Source organism: Acinetobacter sp. S-1, assembly GCF_059579785.1.
The window spans coordinates 2,872,686-2,887,602 of sequence record NZ_CM184207.1 but is presented as its reverse complement, the minus strand read 5'-3'; the positions used below and the strand labels follow the sequence as shown (position 1 = coordinate 2,887,602).

27 protein-coding genes are annotated in these 14,917 nt (G+C 38.1%); all 27 read left to right on the top strand.

The window, feature by feature from the left end:
• The first annotated feature begins 5 nt into the window (after positions 1 to 5).
• The gene (locus AC52J8_RS13835) at positions 6 to 362 is read left to right on the top strand and encodes a transcriptional regulator (protein ID WP_086355078.1); all 357 of its coding nucleotides are present in this window, start codon (positions 6 to 8) and stop codon (positions 360 to 362) included.
• Between the two features lie 60 nt (positions 363 to 422).
• Entirely contained in the window at positions 423 to 695 is a 273-nt protein-coding gene (locus tag AC52J8_RS13830) for a hypothetical protein (RefSeq protein WP_086611668.1), read from the top strand.
• Positions 692 to 988, top strand: a complete 297-nt coding sequence (locus AC52J8_RS13825) for a hypothetical protein (protein WP_496538839.1) — start codon at positions 692 to 694, stop codon at positions 986 to 988. The genes AC52J8_RS13830 and AC52J8_RS13825 overlap by 4 nt, the downstream gene beginning before the upstream one ends.
• Positions 985 to 1,347, top strand: coding sequence for a hypothetical protein (locus AC52J8_RS13820; protein ID WP_496538838.1), 363 nt, complete (start codon positions 985 to 987; stop codon positions 1,345 to 1,347). Before AC52J8_RS13825 ends, AC52J8_RS13820 begins: the two co-directional genes overlap by 4 nt.
• Positions 1,340 to 2,221 carry a phage replication initiator YdaU family protein gene (locus AC52J8_RS13815; RefSeq protein WP_496538837.1) on the top strand — a complete coding sequence of 294 codons (882 nt, stop codon included), beginning with the start codon at positions 1,340 to 1,342 and terminating at the stop codon, positions 2,219 to 2,221. Before AC52J8_RS13820 ends, AC52J8_RS13815 begins: the two co-directional genes overlap by 8 nt.
• A gap of 2 nt (positions 2,222 to 2,223) precedes the next feature.
• Positions 2,224 to 3,024, top strand: a complete 801-nt coding sequence (locus AC52J8_RS13810; protein ID WP_496538836.1) for a hypothetical protein — start codon at positions 2,224 to 2,226, stop codon at positions 3,022 to 3,024.
• On the top strand, positions 3,021 to 3,167 hold the full coding sequence (locus tag AC52J8_RS13805; protein WP_496538835.1) for a putative phage replication protein: 147 nt from the start codon (positions 3,021 to 3,023) through the stop codon (positions 3,165 to 3,167). Before AC52J8_RS13810 ends, AC52J8_RS13805 begins: the two co-directional genes overlap by 4 nt.
• Positions 3,160 to 3,483: a hypothetical protein gene (locus AC52J8_RS13800; RefSeq protein ID WP_350589618.1), complete on the top strand. Its 324-nt coding sequence runs from the start codon at positions 3,160 to 3,162 to the stop codon at positions 3,481 to 3,483. Before AC52J8_RS13805 ends, AC52J8_RS13800 begins: the two co-directional genes overlap by 8 nt.
• Positions 3,483 to 3,881: a DUF559 domain-containing protein gene (locus AC52J8_RS13795; RefSeq protein WP_350589617.1), complete on the top strand. Its 399-nt coding sequence runs from the start codon at positions 3,483 to 3,485 to the stop codon at positions 3,879 to 3,881. The genes AC52J8_RS13800 and AC52J8_RS13795 overlap by 1 nt, the downstream gene beginning before the upstream one ends.
• Positions 3,878 to 4,375, top strand: coding sequence for a hypothetical protein (locus tag AC52J8_RS13790; RefSeq protein WP_496538834.1), 498 nt, complete (start codon positions 3,878 to 3,880; stop codon positions 4,373 to 4,375). The genes AC52J8_RS13795 and AC52J8_RS13790 overlap by 4 nt, the downstream gene beginning before the upstream one ends.
• A 143-nt stretch (positions 4,376 to 4,518) precedes the next feature.
• A complete protein-coding gene (locus tag AC52J8_RS13785; RefSeq protein WP_496538833.1) occupies positions 4,519 to 5,268 on the top strand; it encodes a hypothetical protein in 750 nt (249 codons plus the stop codon).
• 66 nt (positions 5,269 to 5,334) lie between these two features.
• Positions 5,335 to 5,553 (top strand): hypothetical protein, encoded by a 219-nt coding sequence (locus AC52J8_RS13780; RefSeq protein ID WP_496538832.1) that lies wholly within the window; start codon positions 5,335 to 5,337, stop codon positions 5,551 to 5,553.
• Positions 5,554 to 5,588: 35 nt separating this feature from the next.
• Positions 5,589 to 5,780 (top strand): hypothetical protein, encoded by a 192-nt coding sequence (locus AC52J8_RS13775; RefSeq protein ID WP_496538831.1) that lies wholly within the window; start codon positions 5,589 to 5,591, stop codon positions 5,778 to 5,780.
• A gap of 67 nt (positions 5,781 to 5,847) precedes the next feature.
• Positions 5,848 to 6,147, top strand: a complete 300-nt coding sequence (locus tag AC52J8_RS13770) for a hypothetical protein (RefSeq protein WP_151302897.1) — start codon at positions 5,848 to 5,850, stop codon at positions 6,145 to 6,147.
• A 345-nt stretch (positions 6,148 to 6,492) separates the two neighbouring features.
• Positions 6,493 to 6,771 carry a hypothetical protein gene (locus AC52J8_RS13765; protein WP_284089001.1) on the top strand — a complete coding sequence of 93 codons (279 nt, stop codon included), beginning with the start codon at positions 6,493 to 6,495 and terminating at the stop codon, positions 6,769 to 6,771.
• A 51-nt stretch (positions 6,772 to 6,822) separates the two neighbouring features.
• A complete protein-coding gene (locus tag AC52J8_RS13760) occupies positions 6,823 to 7,251 on the top strand; it encodes a hypothetical protein (RefSeq protein WP_496538830.1) in 429 nt (142 codons plus the stop codon).
• A complete protein-coding gene (locus AC52J8_RS13755; RefSeq protein ID WP_496538829.1) occupies positions 7,220 to 7,861 on the top strand; it encodes a putative metallopeptidase in 642 nt (213 codons plus the stop codon). Before AC52J8_RS13760 ends, AC52J8_RS13755 begins: the two co-directional genes overlap by 32 nt.
• Before the next feature lie 75 nt (positions 7,862 to 7,936).
• Positions 7,937 to 8,140, top strand: coding sequence for a hypothetical protein (locus AC52J8_RS13750; RefSeq protein WP_199976251.1), 204 nt, complete (start codon positions 7,937 to 7,939; stop codon positions 8,138 to 8,140).
• A gap of 54 nt (positions 8,141 to 8,194) precedes the next feature.
• On the top strand, positions 8,195 to 8,665 hold the full coding sequence (locus tag AC52J8_RS13745; RefSeq protein WP_496538828.1) for a DUF2280 domain-containing protein: 471 nt from the start codon (positions 8,195 to 8,197) through the stop codon (positions 8,663 to 8,665).
• A complete protein-coding gene (gene terL, locus AC52J8_RS13740) occupies positions 8,655 to 10,082 on the top strand; it encodes a phage terminase large subunit (RefSeq protein ID WP_496538827.1) in 1,428 nt (475 codons plus the stop codon). The genes AC52J8_RS13745 and terL overlap by 11 nt, the downstream gene beginning before the upstream one ends.
• Positions 10,079 to 11,521 (top strand): DUF4055 domain-containing protein, encoded by a 1,443-nt coding sequence (locus AC52J8_RS13735; RefSeq protein WP_496538826.1) that lies wholly within the window; start codon positions 10,079 to 10,081, stop codon positions 11,519 to 11,521. Before terL ends, AC52J8_RS13735 begins: the two co-directional genes overlap by 4 nt.
• A gap of 10 nt (positions 11,522 to 11,531) precedes the next feature.
• Positions 11,532 to 12,635 (top strand): minor capsid protein, encoded by a 1,104-nt coding sequence (locus tag AC52J8_RS13730; protein WP_269019122.1) that lies wholly within the window; start codon positions 11,532 to 11,534, stop codon positions 12,633 to 12,635.
• A gap of 9 nt (positions 12,636 to 12,644) precedes the next feature.
• Positions 12,645 to 13,073 carry a hypothetical protein gene (locus tag AC52J8_RS13725; protein WP_496538825.1) on the top strand — a complete coding sequence of 143 codons (429 nt, stop codon included), beginning with the start codon at positions 12,645 to 12,647 and terminating at the stop codon, positions 13,071 to 13,073.
• 98 nt (positions 13,074 to 13,171) lie between these two features.
• A complete protein-coding gene (locus tag AC52J8_RS13720; RefSeq protein WP_078224800.1) occupies positions 13,172 to 13,408 on the top strand; it encodes a hypothetical protein in 237 nt (78 codons plus the stop codon).
• Between the two features lie 21 nt (positions 13,409 to 13,429).
• Positions 13,430 to 13,645 (top strand): hypothetical protein, encoded by a 216-nt coding sequence (locus AC52J8_RS13715; RefSeq protein ID WP_078224801.1) that lies wholly within the window; start codon positions 13,430 to 13,432, stop codon positions 13,643 to 13,645.
• Between the two features lie 52 nt (positions 13,646 to 13,697).
• Positions 13,698 to 14,012, top strand: a complete 315-nt coding sequence (locus AC52J8_RS13710; RefSeq protein ID WP_078224802.1) for a Gp49 family protein — start codon at positions 13,698 to 13,700, stop codon at positions 14,010 to 14,012.
• Between the two features lie 115 nt (positions 14,013 to 14,127).
• Positions 14,128 to 14,895: a DUF6651 domain-containing protein gene (locus tag AC52J8_RS13705; protein ID WP_496538824.1), complete on the top strand. Its 768-nt coding sequence runs from the start codon at positions 14,128 to 14,130 to the stop codon at positions 14,893 to 14,895.
• Positions 14,896 to 14,917: the final 22 nt, after the last annotated feature.

Genomic DNA, 14,917 nt, shown 5'->3' with positions numbered 1-14,917 from the left:
CCACCATGAGCAAATTATCAATAGATCTTTCTGCAAGCGCTAGAAATGATGCATCCCGCATATTGCATGGTCTTGATTTAAGCAATCAAAAAGAGATTGCAGAACACTTAAAGGTTGATCCAAGCACAATTACTCGACTTAAAACAGATAAGAAAAACAACGGATTGAATGAAATTGAAATGTTTTGCGAGCTCTTGAGTCTACTTGGTTTAAAGGTTGTACCAAAAGATTATCAAAGCATTGATAAAGAGCGAGTTGCTGCACTTTTAGTTATGTCTAAAAGCTGGATGAATCGAATTGAAACTGTAGATGATCTGTTTCATGACGAAATCAGTGGTCAAAAGGAAAAACTTGGATATTAAAAAAGCCTGATCTCGGAAATCAGGCTTAGTTAATTCAATTACTGGCTAGAGGAATCGAATATGCAAACTAATTTATCAGAACAACCAATCGAACTCAACTCACAAGATTTTTTAATAGGTGACGTTGTAGTGCTTACTAAAGAGTGTCGTACTTTCAAATCAAATGATTTGTTTGAAGTTAAAAACAAAACTTTGACTAGTTTATGGACCATTAAATCAGAGAATCATTTGATTCTGGTTTCTTCAAAAGAAATCCGCACAGCAACAGTTGCTGAACTTAATGCCAAACGCCGACTAACTAGCGCTGAGCAAGCCTTAGCGGAGGTGTCATGAACAGCTTTACACAGCAAATCAAAGATTCTCGTCAGCAAAGTGAAATCCAATCTTTCTATGAGCCTGCATTGCGAGTGCTTGGGCTCCTATTTGAGGTGAAAAAGCAAAATTTACGTAACAAAGGTTATGACGAAAATAATGCGGCGGTAACCAAAGTTGAATTTTCAGAGGCTATGGCTCGCCAATTTCGCATAACGCAGTGGTTAGCACAGCAAATTGTAACTAGCTTAACCAAGGCGTGTTTGGTTGATTCTTTTGGAGGCTATGTTAAGCCAAAGGATGGTGAAAAGTGAGATATGCAGCAAGAAGAAAACAGGATATTTCCGTTTCCACCACACCGCTAGAGGTGGTAATTCCCTTGAAACAACCAGTAAAGATCTATTCGGCTAAAGAATTAGCAGCTATGCCACTTTCAGTCATGAATGCCGCAATTGAGGCTCAGGAAAGATTTTATCAACTTGAGGAATTAACTCATATGGGGGGGCAGGCTATAGCAGTTCGCCGTCTTATGGAGGATGGGCACAAGCTAATTCAGGTGAAAGAAAAGTCTCGCACTCGCTACAAAATCAACAACGAATTTATTCCACCAAGAATCATTCGTCAGTTGGAAATGCGCGGTCTTGTCAAATTGGAGACAAAGTCACATGAGTAATTTTGTACCCAATTCCTTTCAAGTACCTAATGCATTTGTAGATGATGTTTTAAATAAAATATCTGATGCTTCATGCAAAATTTACTTGGTTATTTGCCGTAAAACACGTGGCTGGAATAAGGAGATGGATTCCATCTCTTTGTCTCAATTTGAAGTAATTACAGGTAAGAGTAGACCTACAGTTGTTAAGTGCTTAAACGAGCTTATTAAAGTTGGTTTAGTCGTGGAACAACCAAGCACAGTTCATGGAAATACCTTCAAATTAGGTAACGATACTAGCGTTGGATTAGTAATTAAATTCCCTAGTAAAAAATTTTTACTGCCTAAAATTTACGGTCAAACTAGTAAAAATTCTTTACCACTGCTAGTTAAAAATTTTAACCAGACTAGTAAAAATATTTTACCGCTACTAGTAAAAATTTTTAACACACAAAGTATCACTATCAAAAACAACTCTCAAAGTATTAAAAAAATAAATAAAAAAAGTGAGTCTGTTTCTGAAAAACTTAAATCAGAAAAAACAAATGATTTTGATCCACGTTCAGTTGAACTACCTGAATCTGTAGATCCAGATCTGTGGAACAATTTTGTTGATATGCGTATCAGTATTAAAAAACCACTTTCAGAAAACGCCGTTAAGTTAATCCTTAAAAAACTTAAATCGTTTGGTCCATTGGCAAACCAATCTCTTGAAAACTCAATTATTGGAAATTATCAGGGGGTGTTTGAACCCCGCCAAAATGTGACTCAAGAAAAAACACCTTCTCAAAATATTCCTGAAGAACCGGGTTATTTCACTCAAATGTTTGCTGAGAGCAACCGTTCAAATGTAATTGACGTTACGCCAGCGCAGCGAGATTTTGGAGGTCATTGATCATGAACGAATTAGCACCTTTTGAAAGTTATTTGAAAGAACTAATTGCAGCTTACAGAACTAAGTACGCTGTTCAGTTCAATAAGAATTTTCCTGTAGAAGGAAAAAATGCGGTTCCAATGCAAATTGTTGAACAGCAACTTGCTAAAGCATTGTTTGGTGTTACTCCTAACCAACTACAAAGAGGCTTAGCACTATTTTACGCAAGTACCAATACCTACATGCCTAACTTCGCAGAGTTTCGTGCGATGTGTATGGGTGACGATTGGTGGAGCGCTGAGAAGGCTTGGATAAAAGCTTGTGAATATACGCAAATATCAAATCACAAGAAGGTGACTCTGCCAGATGGCCGTGAGCAAAACCAAGAAATAACGACTTTGACAAAGTTTGTTTTAGATCAGGTTTATTCACTAATTCAAGACGGCGAAATGTACAAAGCCAAAGTGGAATTTATCAAAGTTTATGACGAGTACAAAGCTGAAGCTCAATTGAAGGGAAAAGTCCAAGCTTGGTATCAAGAGCCAATTTTGTTAGCGCATAAAAATGTGCAGAAGGTACATAAGCCGGTTTCAAATGATGAGGCACAAAAACACCTCCATTCATTAATGGACCGCCTAAAAATCAATGGGCGTAAACCTGCACCAGTGCAAAAGCAACAAGCAAAGGAAAAAGAGCCTGAGATTAATCAAGAGTTAGGACCAGATCCTTTTGACAATCCACATGAATATGCAGAGATGTGTCGCCGTGAAGGTATGCCAATCCCTAGAAATATTCAGCAGTTAATTGATGGGGCGAATGCATGAACAAATTCGAGATTTTAGCGTGGGATTCACTCATTTCATTTTTTACAGCAGCAATTTGCGGAGCTGTGGTTTTGTGGTGGTTGGCGAGAAAGGGCAAATATGCGGTGAAGAAAACTAATGTAGGTGGAGAAATAAATGGATAGTAAATGGATTGAAGCGCAACGTCGTGAAATGGAAAAACTTATTTCACTAGAGCTAATTAAGTCGAGAGATTTAGCACGTCAAAGTTACTTCGATCATATGGAAAAAGAAATGGCTGACCATTTATCGCGTTCAATTGAACCACTAAGCGGTAAAAAGCAAAACACTCTGATTGAACTAAGGGAGTCAATTGAAAAACTGGCTAAGAAGTATAAACAAGATGCTCATTCTTCCAGCCTTTTTGGTGATCAGGATAAAGCGCGAGTTTATAACTGCTTTGCTATTCAATTGGACCATTTGCTGAAAGGTGGTTCTTGATGTCATCAATGAGTCTTGCCGATTACAAGCGTCTTTATGCGAAACCACGAAGCAAACCCAAGCGCCGTGTTTCAGTAAAAAAAGAACGAGTCGTAAGTGAAGGTGAGGCAACGCTAGTACAGCACTTAAAAACACACAAGATTGGCTTTGAGCAGGAATACAAATTCCATCCAACACGTAAATGGAGAGCGGATTTTTTAATTACGGGAAAAAAGATTTTGGTAGAGGTAGAAGGCGGGATCTGGAGCGGAGGCCGTCATACAAGGGGCAAAGGTTATTTAGGAGATATGGAGAAATACAACGAAGCAGCAATGATGGGGTTTACGGTTTTACGGTTCAGTACAGAGCAAGTTAAAGCAGGCGTGGCGATTAAACAAATTGAGCAATTGGTGGGATGAAAATGAATATGCCAGTACAACACATATTACAAGCGGTCGATTGGTCTAAATATAGTTTTGAAGAGTGGTGTCGCCAGCTTGGAGCATGGTTAAACGGTGATACTGAAACTATGGTCAAAATCGTTAAAACGATGCCAACAAAACGCATCACTCAAGAGCAGCGTGAGCAATTAATAGCTATGTACATGAGTGATGAAACTCTTAAAGATCGTTTTTGTACTCGCCGTAAGGGTACTTGCTGTCAATTAAACGATAATGAAGCACGTGGGGTACATAGATTGTTTATTGATATGCAGCTAATTGAAGACCATATTTTACAAGAATGGATCTCAGCAATTTGGTCACATCATGTTATGGGTAATTCATTAAGAGATATTGCTCAAAGTAATGAAACATCAGTTAATCAAATTCGACAGGATTTAAAATGTGGTCTAGCTTATATCAAAAGCCGTAATCCACATTTTTCATTTGAAACTTTTGAAAAAACCGCTTGAGTGTGCGCACGGGGTATGGCATATTTGTGTTAACTTGGCGATTTATATATTTAACCGCCGTATTAAAACCTCGCAATGCGAGGTTTTTTTTGTATAGGTAATTAAGTTAATATGAGTTATCTAACGAAATAACTGGGTTTAACTTGGACAAGTTTATTTCTGCGTTTCGCAAAATGCTTGAAAAACTTGATACAGATCTAGAATGTATTAAAGAAGATAGCTTACTAGAAGATTTGGAAAGTATTTCATCTCAATTAACACTAAATATAAGAGAAGATAATGAATCGAATTTGATATTAAGATGTATTATTGCCTTTGTTCTCCATGAATTAGTAAAGAAAAATTATGGCTCCCCTGATCCTTTATACACTTATAACTATCAAGTTGATTTGACTTCATCCAAATGGTCTAAAGTTTGCCCTGTAATGGATGACCATAGTACAGTTGCGATTTGCATAGGGCCTTACATAAAAACTTGGTGGGATCTAGTATATGAGATGGCTCATGAAACGGTTCATACCCTAAATCCAATACTTCAAATTGGTCTGCCTTACAACTCACTTGAAGAAGGTGTTGCTGTTAAATTCGCTGAAGAAGTTTTTGAAAATTATTTAAGCAACTTTGCACCCATGTCAGTAGCTTACTCCTCTCCAAGAAAAGCTTTTGATCAATCGAACAATTATTTGACAGCTTACAAAGCAGCTAAAAAAATACCAAATGAGAAACTAAAAGAAATTAGAGATAAGTTTGGTAGCTTTGGCAAGATCGATAATTTTGAAAATTTTTATGAATTAATTGAAGGTTATGTTAGTACTGAAGAGGCTCAAACGCTATTTAGAAATTTTATAGATCCAGCAAATAGACTAAAGGTAGATCCAAGAGTGGGTTATTAAGCTAAGCTAGGTTCGGGAGGTTTTCATTTGTGCTATAGTCCAGCCTAATTAAAACTGGTAAGTAAAATGAATATCTGTGTTGGTGGTGAACTTGACGGGCAAGTAATAGAAAAAGAAGGAAAGTTACTAAAAGCTTCTGATATCGACCCAACCTTCACTACTGAGTACTACAAACAGATTTTTAACCGCGACAACATTAATTATCAATTTTGGCTGCCTGTTGGATCGGACTTGCATGACATGTCAGAAAAAGTACTAAATATCCTTAGAGCATCTAAAAACTAGTTTTTGTCTCAATTAAATTTTATTGGCTTAAATTAATGCAAAATCAAAATGATTCAATTAATAATATAGAACAAGTAGATGCAGAGGATGAGCAAAAGCAAGAAAACTCAGTGCTTAATTCTGTGAACCCGGATCCAGTTGAAGTAACGGACTTAATTGTAGAACTCGGGAAAGATATAGTTGATTTTGCATCATCTGTTTTTGATAACATCGATATCAATTTTTAACTTAAGAGCTCACTAATAGTGAGTTTTTATGTGTTATAAAAAGATTTCCCATAATAAGGAGATCGAAGTGGAACTTACGCAAATTAAGGTAACAATAGATCGAGAATATGATCTCTTTGTAAATTCACAGGAATTTAAGACGTGTCAGAACGATAAAGAAAAGCAAGCTAGATTTTTAGGCCGTGCATTAACAACATTGAAATATCCTTATACGAACATCATTACTTTAGGCGGTGGTCGATATAAAATTTCAGGGCATCATGATTTAAATGTAGATATTGATCTATTTCAGGCTCCATCTTTTACAGCTAAGCAAGCCTTTAATACTTGGTTGACTAAAATCCTATTTCAAGAAATATTTTCTTAAAATATATTGTAAATACATATTTTAATTTGTATTATCAAAATCAAATACTGCGCTGAAATTTTTTGTTTTTGTGACCCGTTTCTTTTTTAGAAGCGGGTTTTTTGATTTTAAAACCCCACTCGCTTAGGACGCTTTGCGAGTTTACTTGCCGGACGGATTACGGCGCAAATAGCCCCGCTACATACTAGTTATTGGCGGGGCTTTTTCTTTTATTAATTTGATTTAGTTCCCGATAGTAAATAATTTACTATTGAGAACTAAGTATTTGAAAAATAAAATATATTTGATGATTGTCCTATAAATTAGTATAATAAATAAACATTAACTAATTTAATTGGTGAAAATATGCCATTCGAAAGAAAGACAGGTTATAAATTGAAGTTTATCAATGAAAATAACTTTGAAGTTATCTGCCTAGACTGTAACGACACCAATAGTGTGAGACAACAACTTAAAGATGCTGGATTTGTTAGAGATATTAATTCAGTAGATGAAAAGGATGAATACCATCTTCAAAAGATTATTGGAGTAACAAGTAGCAAGGAAGACTTGATTGCATTGCTAGATAATTGGTTTGATTTGTTAAACAGTATGGAGGTTACAGCCTACAAAGATTCTGATTAAAAATGATAGTAATAAAAACCACTTTTGCAGTGGTTTTTTTATGGATGAAATATGGATGATAAAGAATACTTCTGGCTTACACGGAAAAAAGAACCTAAAACAAAACCTAAAAGCAGACCATTGCCTAAAGCTAAAGAAAAATATCTCGAGGCCGAAGAAACTTTATTTCAAGAACTAGAAGAGCATCGAATTGGATATCGAAGAAAATTTCAATTTGAATCAACCAAAAATTGGCGGTTCGATTTTTATATTGTGAAGTTGAATCTTCTTATAGAAATTGCTGGGAGTCCTTGGGCTGTTGGTTGCGGTGGCACAAAGATAGCAAATTCATTTAGTAAGTATGATCTAGCTATAGATCGGGGTTATGTATTTGAGCGCCTTGAACCTCATCAAATTGAATCGGGTTATGCAATTAACTGGATTAAAAACGAATTAGCGAGAATTGAAGATGGAACAAATCAGACCATTCCCACCAACTGACTTTATTGATCAGGCCGAAGAAGAGGAAGCAATTCGTTTAATACCAGCACCAGACTTAAAGAAATGGGTTGTTGCTAATTACTTAACGATTGGTGGACCTCTTCATAACCCTGATCATGATCATATTGCTGAGCTATTGCATGATAAAGAAGAGTTCTTGGCATTTGCTTGGGCTTCTTCTGCTTATAAAAGCAAACAAGCTATGGTATTAGGACAGTGTGAAAAAGTTATGTTTAATGTCGGTGGCTGGCGTAAAGCTAGACAAGAGCAACAAATGCGAGACTGGTTCGGGGCTGTGCCAACATACTTAATTACTGTAGATGCTTCTTTTTGTGAGCGGGCTAACGATACTGAATTTTGTTATTTGCTTGAACATGAGCTGTATCATATCGGGGTTATGAAAGACGAAGATGGTGAGATCCTTTATAGCGATAATACGGGGCTGCCTAAACATTATTTAGCTGGTCATGATGTTGAAGAGTTTATTGGTGTAGTTAAACGGTGGGGACCAAGCAAGAACGTTAAGCGACTAATTGAGGTCGCCAAGAATCCACCGTTTGTTTCGGATCTAGATATTTCAAGATGCTGCGGAAACTGTATGATTAATTAATGTACTAAAAGGATCACATTAAAGATATTCAACACAACTAGTTTTCAGTACGTTTAATAAAACTAGGAGAAAATCATGGCCACTTATAAGCAGCTTCAAGAATACATCAAGGAGCATTATCAAATTACAGCTCAGTCCTGTTGGATTGCTCATGTTAAATCGGAACATGGAATAACAATGCGTAGTAATCGGCAAGGTAAAGAAAGAGTTAAACCATGTCCTTTGAAGCATAGAGATAAAGTTGAAGAGGCTCTAAGACATTTTAAGATGATCCCCTAGAGAGGGGATTTTTTTTGACCTGTTTGCTGTACGTAGCTGTACGAAGGGGAATTTATGGCAGCACTAAAAGAGCCTGCGAAAATATTTATTGTTCAAGCTCTTGCATGCCGTGATACCCCTCAAGAAGTGGTTGAACAGGTCAAGCAAGAGTTTGGAGTTGATATTAGTCGTAGCCAATGTGAATGCTATGACCCAACTAAATATTCGGGCAGAAACTTAAGCAAGAAATTTGTTGAGCTTTTTGAATCGACCAGAGAGAAATTTGATGAAGGCTTAATTGATATTCCAATTGCTAATAAGTACTACCGTCTGAAGCAATATCAAAGACAGCTTGATAGAACTAGAAACGTAAAAACGGCACTAAAAATTCTAGAGCAGGCTGCAAAAGACATTGGTGGACAGTTTACAAACCGCCAAGAAATAACAGGCAAAGACGGCGGACCATTACAAACGGTTAATTCAGATGTGCCTGTTCCAATGGAAGAGTACTTAAAAGCGCGGAGGGAGGTCTTAGATGAGTACTGACGCGGCTCGGGATAAAGCCATCAAGATCGAGGCGCAAGAAGATTTATATTTCTTCACAAGGTACATGTTTAAGGAGCGCCGCAACTATAAATGGATGCAGAACTGGCATCACTTAGAAATCTGTGAAGCTTTGATGAAGGTTTATCGCGGTGAGACTAAGCGGTTAATTATTAACGTACCACCTCGGTATTCAAAAACTGAAATTGCTGTAATTAATTTTATGGCTTGGTGTTTTGGAAAGAATCCTGATTCTGAATTTATTCATATAAGCTATTCGGCAATGCTTGCTGCTAATAATGCTTTTCAGACTCGCAATATGGTTCAAGAAGAGGCTTATAAAAAGGTATTCCCTGATCTTAAATTGCGTGATGATAGTAAAGCTAAGGATTTCTGGCGTACAGCTGCTGGTGGTGTCTGCTATGCAACTGGTACAGGTGGTACCATTACCGGTTTCGGTGCAGGCAAAATGCGTGAAGGCTTTGGTGGTTGCATCATCATTGATGACCCACATAAGGCCGATGAAGCCAAATCAAAAACTATCCGTGAAGGTGTAATTGACTGGTTCCAAAATACACTCGAGTCTCGTACTAACTCACCTGATACGCCGATTATTGTCATTATGCAGAGATTACATGAAGATGATTTGGCTGGTTGGTTGTTAGGGAAGAGAGAAGACGGTTTACCAGCTGAGGGGGGTAACGGTGAGGTGTGGGATCATCTTTGCCTTTCAGCAATTCAAGAGGATGGTTCTGCTTTATGGCCAGCTAAACATAATATTCAAAAGTTGAAACAAATGGAGCAAGCCGCACCGTATGTTTTTGCTGGTCAGTACCGACAAATGCCATCACCGCCTGCAGGCGGTTTTTTTAAGCCTGACAATATTGAAATTGTTGATGCTTTACCTGTTGATATTGTGAAGCAAGTAAGAGCTTGGGACTTTGGTGCAACTGAGAATGAAGGCGACTTTACTGCAGGTGTTAGGGAGGCTTTGGGTGCGGATGGCTTTACTTATATCGTCGATGTAACCAAAGGGCAACTTGGTCCAGACAACGTCAATAAACGCTTAAAACAAGTCACAGAGTTAGATGGAATGGGCGTATCGGTAAGGATTCCTCAAGATCCTGGACAAGCTGGTAAATCACAAGCCAGTTCATTCGTGAAACTTCTTGCAGGATATGACGTCAAAGCTAAACCTGTTTCGGGAGACAAACTCACACGAGCACAGCCTTTTGCGGCTCAAGTTAACGTGGGTAACGTCAGAATGCTGAGAGGCGATTGGAATAAAGACTTTATTGAAGAGCTTCGAAATTTTCCGAATGGAACGCATGACGACCAGGTTGATGCTGGTTCGGATGCATTTAATGAATTGAATGGAGGTTTTGAAGCCTTCTTTGCTGATATGGGATTTGCTCGATGAGTGACGTAACTTTTAAACATCCTGAGTATGTTAAAAACTTGCCATACTGGCAAAAGCTAGATGATGTTTGTGAAGGTGAGGATGCAGTTAAGGCTAAAGGTGAAAAATATTTACCAAAGCCAAATGCGCATGACAAAACGCCAGCAAACAAAAGTGCTTATTTAGCTTATTTGATACGTGCTGTGTTTTATGAAGTTACAGGTACAACGTCAAACAGTTTAGTGGGTGCTGCATTTGCTACAGATCCAAGCTTTAAGTTCCCATCACAGCTCGCTCATTTAGAGCGTAATGCTAACGGCGCAGGCTTAAGCGCTTATCAATTGGCACAAACGGGTATTCGACACTTATTAAAGCATTACAGATGCGCCCTATATGTTGATTACCCAGCAGTTACACCGGCACGAAATCTTGCAGAGTTTAAACAGCAAAAAGCCTATCCGATGATTCACTTATTGAATGCCATTGATGTAATCAATTGGGATTCAATGATGATTGATAACCAGAAAAAGCTTTGCTTAGTGGTTATCCGTGAATTTACTTCTGAACGTGGGAATGATGGCTTTAGTAAAACAGACGTGGAGCAATACCGGGTTCTTCGTTTAGAACCTGATAATGAAGGAAATTACATCTATACGGTTCAGGTTTACACCAAAGGGGATAAAGGTACTTGGGTGGGGGGAGAAAAGAAATCACCAACTGATTATAACGGTGATACCTGGTCATATATTCCTTTCACTTTTGTGGGGGCTATTGATAACTCCGAAGAGATTAAGAAGCCTCCATTGCTCCCATTAGCTAATCTTAATTTAGCTCATTATAGAGATAGTGCGGACTTTCAAGAGTCCGTTTTTTATATGGGCCAACCGCAGTTTTATGCAAAGGGAGTCAATTGGGCTTGGTACGACGAGGCCAAAAAGCGTGGCATTTATATTGGTGCAAAAGTTCTTTTACCTTTACCTGAAAACGGTGATTTGGGGATTGTACAAGCAGATCCAAACACTTTAGCTCGGGAAGCCATGAGGGATAAATGGGAACAGATGAAAGAGATGGGTGCGCGTTTAATCGAAAAGGGTTCAGCGGCCAAAAAGACTGCTACTGAATCTAACAGTGATGACGCCGTGCAGCATTCCGTTCTTTCACTTTGTGTTGTGAATATGAATGAAGCTTTTTCGATGGCTTTAAGATGGGCAGCTAAGTTTGTAACACCTAATGTTGATGTTCTGACTAAAGATGAACTGATGTTCGAAATTAGTCAGGAATTTAATAAACAAGGGTATCAAGCTGAACTAGCTCGACAATTATATGAGGCAGCTTTACAAGGCCGTTCTTCATTTAAATCTTGGTGGGAATATAACCAGACTGGAATGTTCCCAAAACAAAAGTATAAAGAAGAGCTGGTCAATGTCGAAGGTGAAAAAGACGGGACCTTGAATCTATAGGTAAAGTGATATGGCTAAAGATAATAAAAATCTTTTGGAGATACTCACTCAACACCAGGCTTATCTCTATCGTGCTTCTTCACAATCAGTAAATGAATTATTAGGTTTGTTCAATGATGATACAAACGCAATGCTTTCAAAGCTTCGTGACCTATTGGATGAACTTAGTGACTCAGAAAAGATAGCTTTAGCTGGAGGGAAATACACAACTTCAAACCTTAGGGAAATAAGAGATTTAATTTCTCAATGGTTTAGTAGTGTAAATACAAGCTTGCCGGAAGCTTTCGCAGTTTCAGCTACTGCGATGGCCGTATATGAAGCCAGCTATATGGCAAAGTTATTCGGCACAACGATAAATAAACCAGATGGAGAAAAGCTTTATTCTGCAGCTAAAAAGGTTCCACTTACAGGCGGTGCTCTTGTTGATGAGATTTTATCAAGAATTGCAGAAAGTGCCCGCCAAAAAGTTGAATATGCTATTCGTGATGGAATCAGCACTGGCAAAAGCAATCAGGAAATTATTCAGCGTATTCGCGGTACCAAACGGCTCAATTATGAAGATGGAATCTTAAATGGTACCAAGACTGATATTGATCGCACTGTTAGGACTGTAAGAAGTCACGTAGCCAATCAAGCTTATTTAAATAGCTTTAATCAATTGGGCTTTGATTATGTGCGTTTTATTAGCGTTCTTGATGGAAGAACTTCTAAGTTGTGTGCTTCGCTGGATGGCTCAATTTGGGAAATAAACGACCCAGCTAAACGTGTACCGCCGTTGCATCCTCATTGCCGCAGTATTTTGGTACCAGTTGAGAAAGATGGGAAACTTCCAGGAGAACGTCCTTTTGTAATGGATGAGCGCAAAGTAAAGGACATCCCGAAAGATGAGCGCAGCCAATTAATAGGGCAATTGGACGCAAACACCACATTTAAAGAGTTCTTTAAGAAAACAGATGATTTCTTTCAAAAAGAGTGGCTAGGGCCAAAGCGCTTTAAGCTCTATAAAGATGGGAAATTTGATTTTGAGAAGTTCTTTGATCCTGAAGGCCGTTTCTATAGCTTAGATGATTTGAGAAAGTTGGATGAAAAAGCCTTTAAAGAGTTGGGTCTGTAATTTTTTCTTATGTTATATTTTTTAAAACATCAGAATTTATACAATATGAAAACAATAGCTTTTATATCTCTTACTCTCATCTCAATCACTTGTTTAGCTGAGCCAAGTGAAAAATATCTTAAAGAATATGATCGATTGTCTGAAGCTTTAGAGTCAGCAATGGCAAATGCATATTCTTTTGATCCTGAAACTGGTCAAGTAAAACAGGCTACTCAAGATTTAGAAGCTAAAAATAATTTATGTAGAGCTGCCCAGGCGAAACTAAACCTCACCACGTTTTTAAAAGACAATTTAGAGGAATCTAAAGAGCTTTATAAATCTATTGATGGTGCAGAGACTCTAGATAAAAATTATCTTAGTGGACAACAGCAGGAACAACAAACTCTCGTTTCAAATTTGAAAAAAGACCTTGTTGGAACTGGATTTAACTGTGAGTAATTATCGCCGATGACAGGCAATCCTAAATTCACTTTAGACACAATTTTCACCTATAAAAGCGCCGTTTGGGCGCTTTTGTCTTTTATGGAGTTTGGCTTATGATTGAATCAAAAGTTAGGCATTTAGTACTTAAAAGAGTTTCAGATAAATCTTCTAATCTTGCTCTTTGTGACGAGGAAACAGGTATTCCATTAGCTGGATTAACCTCTGTAAAAATGAATTGTAGTGTTTTTGAGGGTCCAGCGACTATCACGGCAACATTTGATGTAGGTGGTCCTCAAGGCATCCGCTTAGTTGGTGATGAACCTAGATCAGAGGTTTGGAATAAAAAGTAAACGTAGCTAAAGGTGGTAAAAATGTCTGAAATATCAGTTGCTGAATATGTAAAGAGAAAAGAAGAGTTAGAAAGAGCACTAACAGGCCATATTGCTGAATTGATCAGTAAATTTGAAAAAGATACAGGCGTAAATGTTCAAGATGTTTATGCGAATTTTTCTAGTGCTACATGTTTGGGTGGTTCAGAAAAACACTTTCTAACTGGTGTGACAGTTAAAACCTCAATTTCTAATTAACCCCTTTTACTAATTCAATAGCACCTTAGGGTGCTTTTTTTGTGAGAAGAAAATGACCAAAGACGTAACAGAGCAAGAGTTAGTTGAAAAGTCTGTGGCACCTCGAGTAACTAAAACTCAAATTGATGCATTGATGGGGCGCGTTACTTATACGGTTGAGCAATGTCCTGGAGACACAACCTCTACTTTTGTTCATGCATTTTTAGATGGAAAGTTTTTTCTAGCTTCTGGTTTTAGTGCATGTGTGAATGCTGAAAACTTTGATGCAGAAATTGGTGAACGTATGGCTCGAGGTAATGCAGAAAAGCATGCTGAAAATAAGCTGTGGGAACTAGAAGGCTACCGTTTATTTGCTTCGAACTTTTAAATTATTAAATTGAATTCAAGCGTCCTTAGGGGCGCTTTTTTATTGCCTGCCGAAAGTGGATGCAGACGGCAAAACCGGGTGGATGCCCATTTTGAAAATATAGGTTGGATGACCAATGAAACTTAAAACAGTAACGATCGACGGTAAGGTATATGCGGTAGTAGAGGGTGATAAACCTATCTATGTTCATGATGATGGTAAAGAGATGCCGCATGATGCCGCTCACTCTGTAGCAACTATTGCACGTTTAAACAATGAAGCAAAAACGAACCGTGAAGCGAAAGAAGCGGCAGAAAAAGCCCTAAAAGCTTTTGAAGGAATCGATGATCCTGCAGCAGCTAAGAAAGCAATTCAGACAATGCAAAACCTTGATGATAAAAAGCTGGTGGATGCTGGTGAAGTTGAGAAAGTGAAAGCTGAAGCTATCAAAGCTGTTGAAGATAAATACGCTCCAATCGTTGAACAACGTGATGCACTTGAAGCTTCTTTACATAAAGAGCTTATCGGCGGTGGTTTCGCTCGTTCTAAGTACATTCAAGACAACATTGCAGTTCCAGTTGATATGGTTCAGGCAACCTTTGGTAATCACTTCAAAATCGAAGATGGCGAAGTAGTTGCCTACGACCAAAAAGGCGAAAAGATTTATTCCCGTGTCCGCCCTGGTGAACTTGCAAATGTTGATGAAGCTTTAGAGTCCTTAGTTGGTGGATACCAGCATAAAGACTTAATCCTTAAAGGTGGTAAAGGAAATGGCGGTGGTTTCCAAAGCGGGGGCAAAGGTGGAGCACCTGCAGGTATGAAGCGCAGCGAGATGTCAGTATCTCAAAGAGCAGATTACATCAAAGAACATGGCCAAGAGTCATTCCTAAAACTACCGAACTAATCATTAAATATTTTGGAGATAA

Excerpts from the sequence above, each read along its gene's own strand:
- AC52J8_RS13795 (WP_350589617.1), top strand. The coding sequence starts at position 3,483 with ATGTCATCAATGAGTCTTGCCGATTACAAGCGTCTTTATGCGAAACCA.
- AC52J8_RS13835 (WP_086355078.1), top strand. The coding sequence starts at position 6 with ATGAGCAAATTATCAATAGATCTTTCTGCAAGCGCTAGAAATGATGCA.
- AC52J8_RS13710 (WP_078224802.1), top strand. The coding sequence starts at position 13,698 with ATGACCAAAGACGTAACAGAGCAAGAGTTAGTTGAAAAGTCTGTGGCA.
- AC52J8_RS13790 (WP_496538834.1), top strand. The coding sequence starts at position 3,878 with ATGAAAATGAATATGCCAGTACAACACATATTACAAGCGGTCGATTGG.
- AC52J8_RS13800 (WP_350589618.1), top strand. The coding sequence starts at position 3,160 with ATGGATAGTAAATGGATTGAAGCGCAACGTCGTGAAATGGAAAAACTT.
- AC52J8_RS13715 (WP_078224801.1), top strand. The coding sequence starts at position 13,430 with ATGTCTGAAATATCAGTTGCTGAATATGTAAAGAGAAAAGAAGAGTTA.
- AC52J8_RS13735 (WP_496538826.1), top strand. The coding sequence starts at position 10,079 with ATGAGTGACGTAACTTTTAAACATCCTGAGTATGTTAAAAACTTGCCA.
- AC52J8_RS13775 (WP_496538831.1), top strand. The coding sequence starts at position 5,589 with ATGCAAAATCAAAATGATTCAATTAATAATATAGAACAAGTAGATGCA.
- AC52J8_RS13725 (WP_496538825.1), top strand. The coding sequence starts at position 12,645 with ATGTTATATTTTTTAAAACATCAGAATTTATACAATATGAAAACAATA.
- AC52J8_RS13810 (WP_496538836.1), top strand. The coding sequence starts at position 2,224 with ATGAACGAATTAGCACCTTTTGAAAGTTATTTGAAAGAACTAATTGCA.
- AC52J8_RS13720 (WP_078224800.1), top strand. The coding sequence starts at position 13,172 with ATGATTGAATCAAAAGTTAGGCATTTAGTACTTAAAAGAGTTTCAGAT.
- AC52J8_RS13760 (WP_496538830.1), top strand. The coding sequence starts at position 6,823 with ATGGATGATAAAGAATACTTCTGGCTTACACGGAAAAAAGAACCTAAA.
- AC52J8_RS13825 (WP_496538839.1), top strand. The coding sequence starts at position 692 with ATGAACAGCTTTACACAGCAAATCAAAGATTCTCGTCAGCAAAGTGAA.
- terL (WP_496538827.1), top strand. The coding sequence starts at position 8,655 with ATGAGTACTGACGCGGCTCGGGATAAAGCCATCAAGATCGAGGCGCAA.
- AC52J8_RS13815 (WP_496538837.1), top strand. The coding sequence starts at position 1,340 with ATGAGTAATTTTGTACCCAATTCCTTTCAAGTACCTAATGCATTTGTA.
- AC52J8_RS13805 (WP_496538835.1), top strand. The coding sequence starts at position 3,021 with ATGAACAAATTCGAGATTTTAGCGTGGGATTCACTCATTTCATTTTTT.
- AC52J8_RS13830 (WP_086611668.1), top strand. The coding sequence starts at position 423 with ATGCAAACTAATTTATCAGAACAACCAATCGAACTCAACTCACAAGAT.
- AC52J8_RS13745 (WP_496538828.1), top strand. The coding sequence starts at position 8,195 with ATGGCAGCACTAAAAGAGCCTGCGAAAATATTTATTGTTCAAGCTCTT.
- AC52J8_RS13730 (WP_269019122.1), top strand. The coding sequence starts at position 11,532 with ATGGCTAAAGATAATAAAAATCTTTTGGAGATACTCACTCAACACCAG.
- AC52J8_RS13755 (WP_496538829.1), top strand. The coding sequence starts at position 7,220 with ATGGAACAAATCAGACCATTCCCACCAACTGACTTTATTGATCAGGCC.
- AC52J8_RS13705 (WP_496538824.1), top strand. The coding sequence starts at position 14,128 with ATGAAACTTAAAACAGTAACGATCGACGGTAAGGTATATGCGGTAGTA.
- AC52J8_RS13780 (WP_496538832.1), top strand. The coding sequence starts at position 5,335 with ATGAATATCTGTGTTGGTGGTGAACTTGACGGGCAAGTAATAGAAAAA.
- AC52J8_RS13750 (WP_199976251.1), top strand. The coding sequence starts at position 7,937 with ATGGCCACTTATAAGCAGCTTCAAGAATACATCAAGGAGCATTATCAA.
- AC52J8_RS13765 (WP_284089001.1), top strand. The coding sequence starts at position 6,493 with ATGCCATTCGAAAGAAAGACAGGTTATAAATTGAAGTTTATCAATGAA.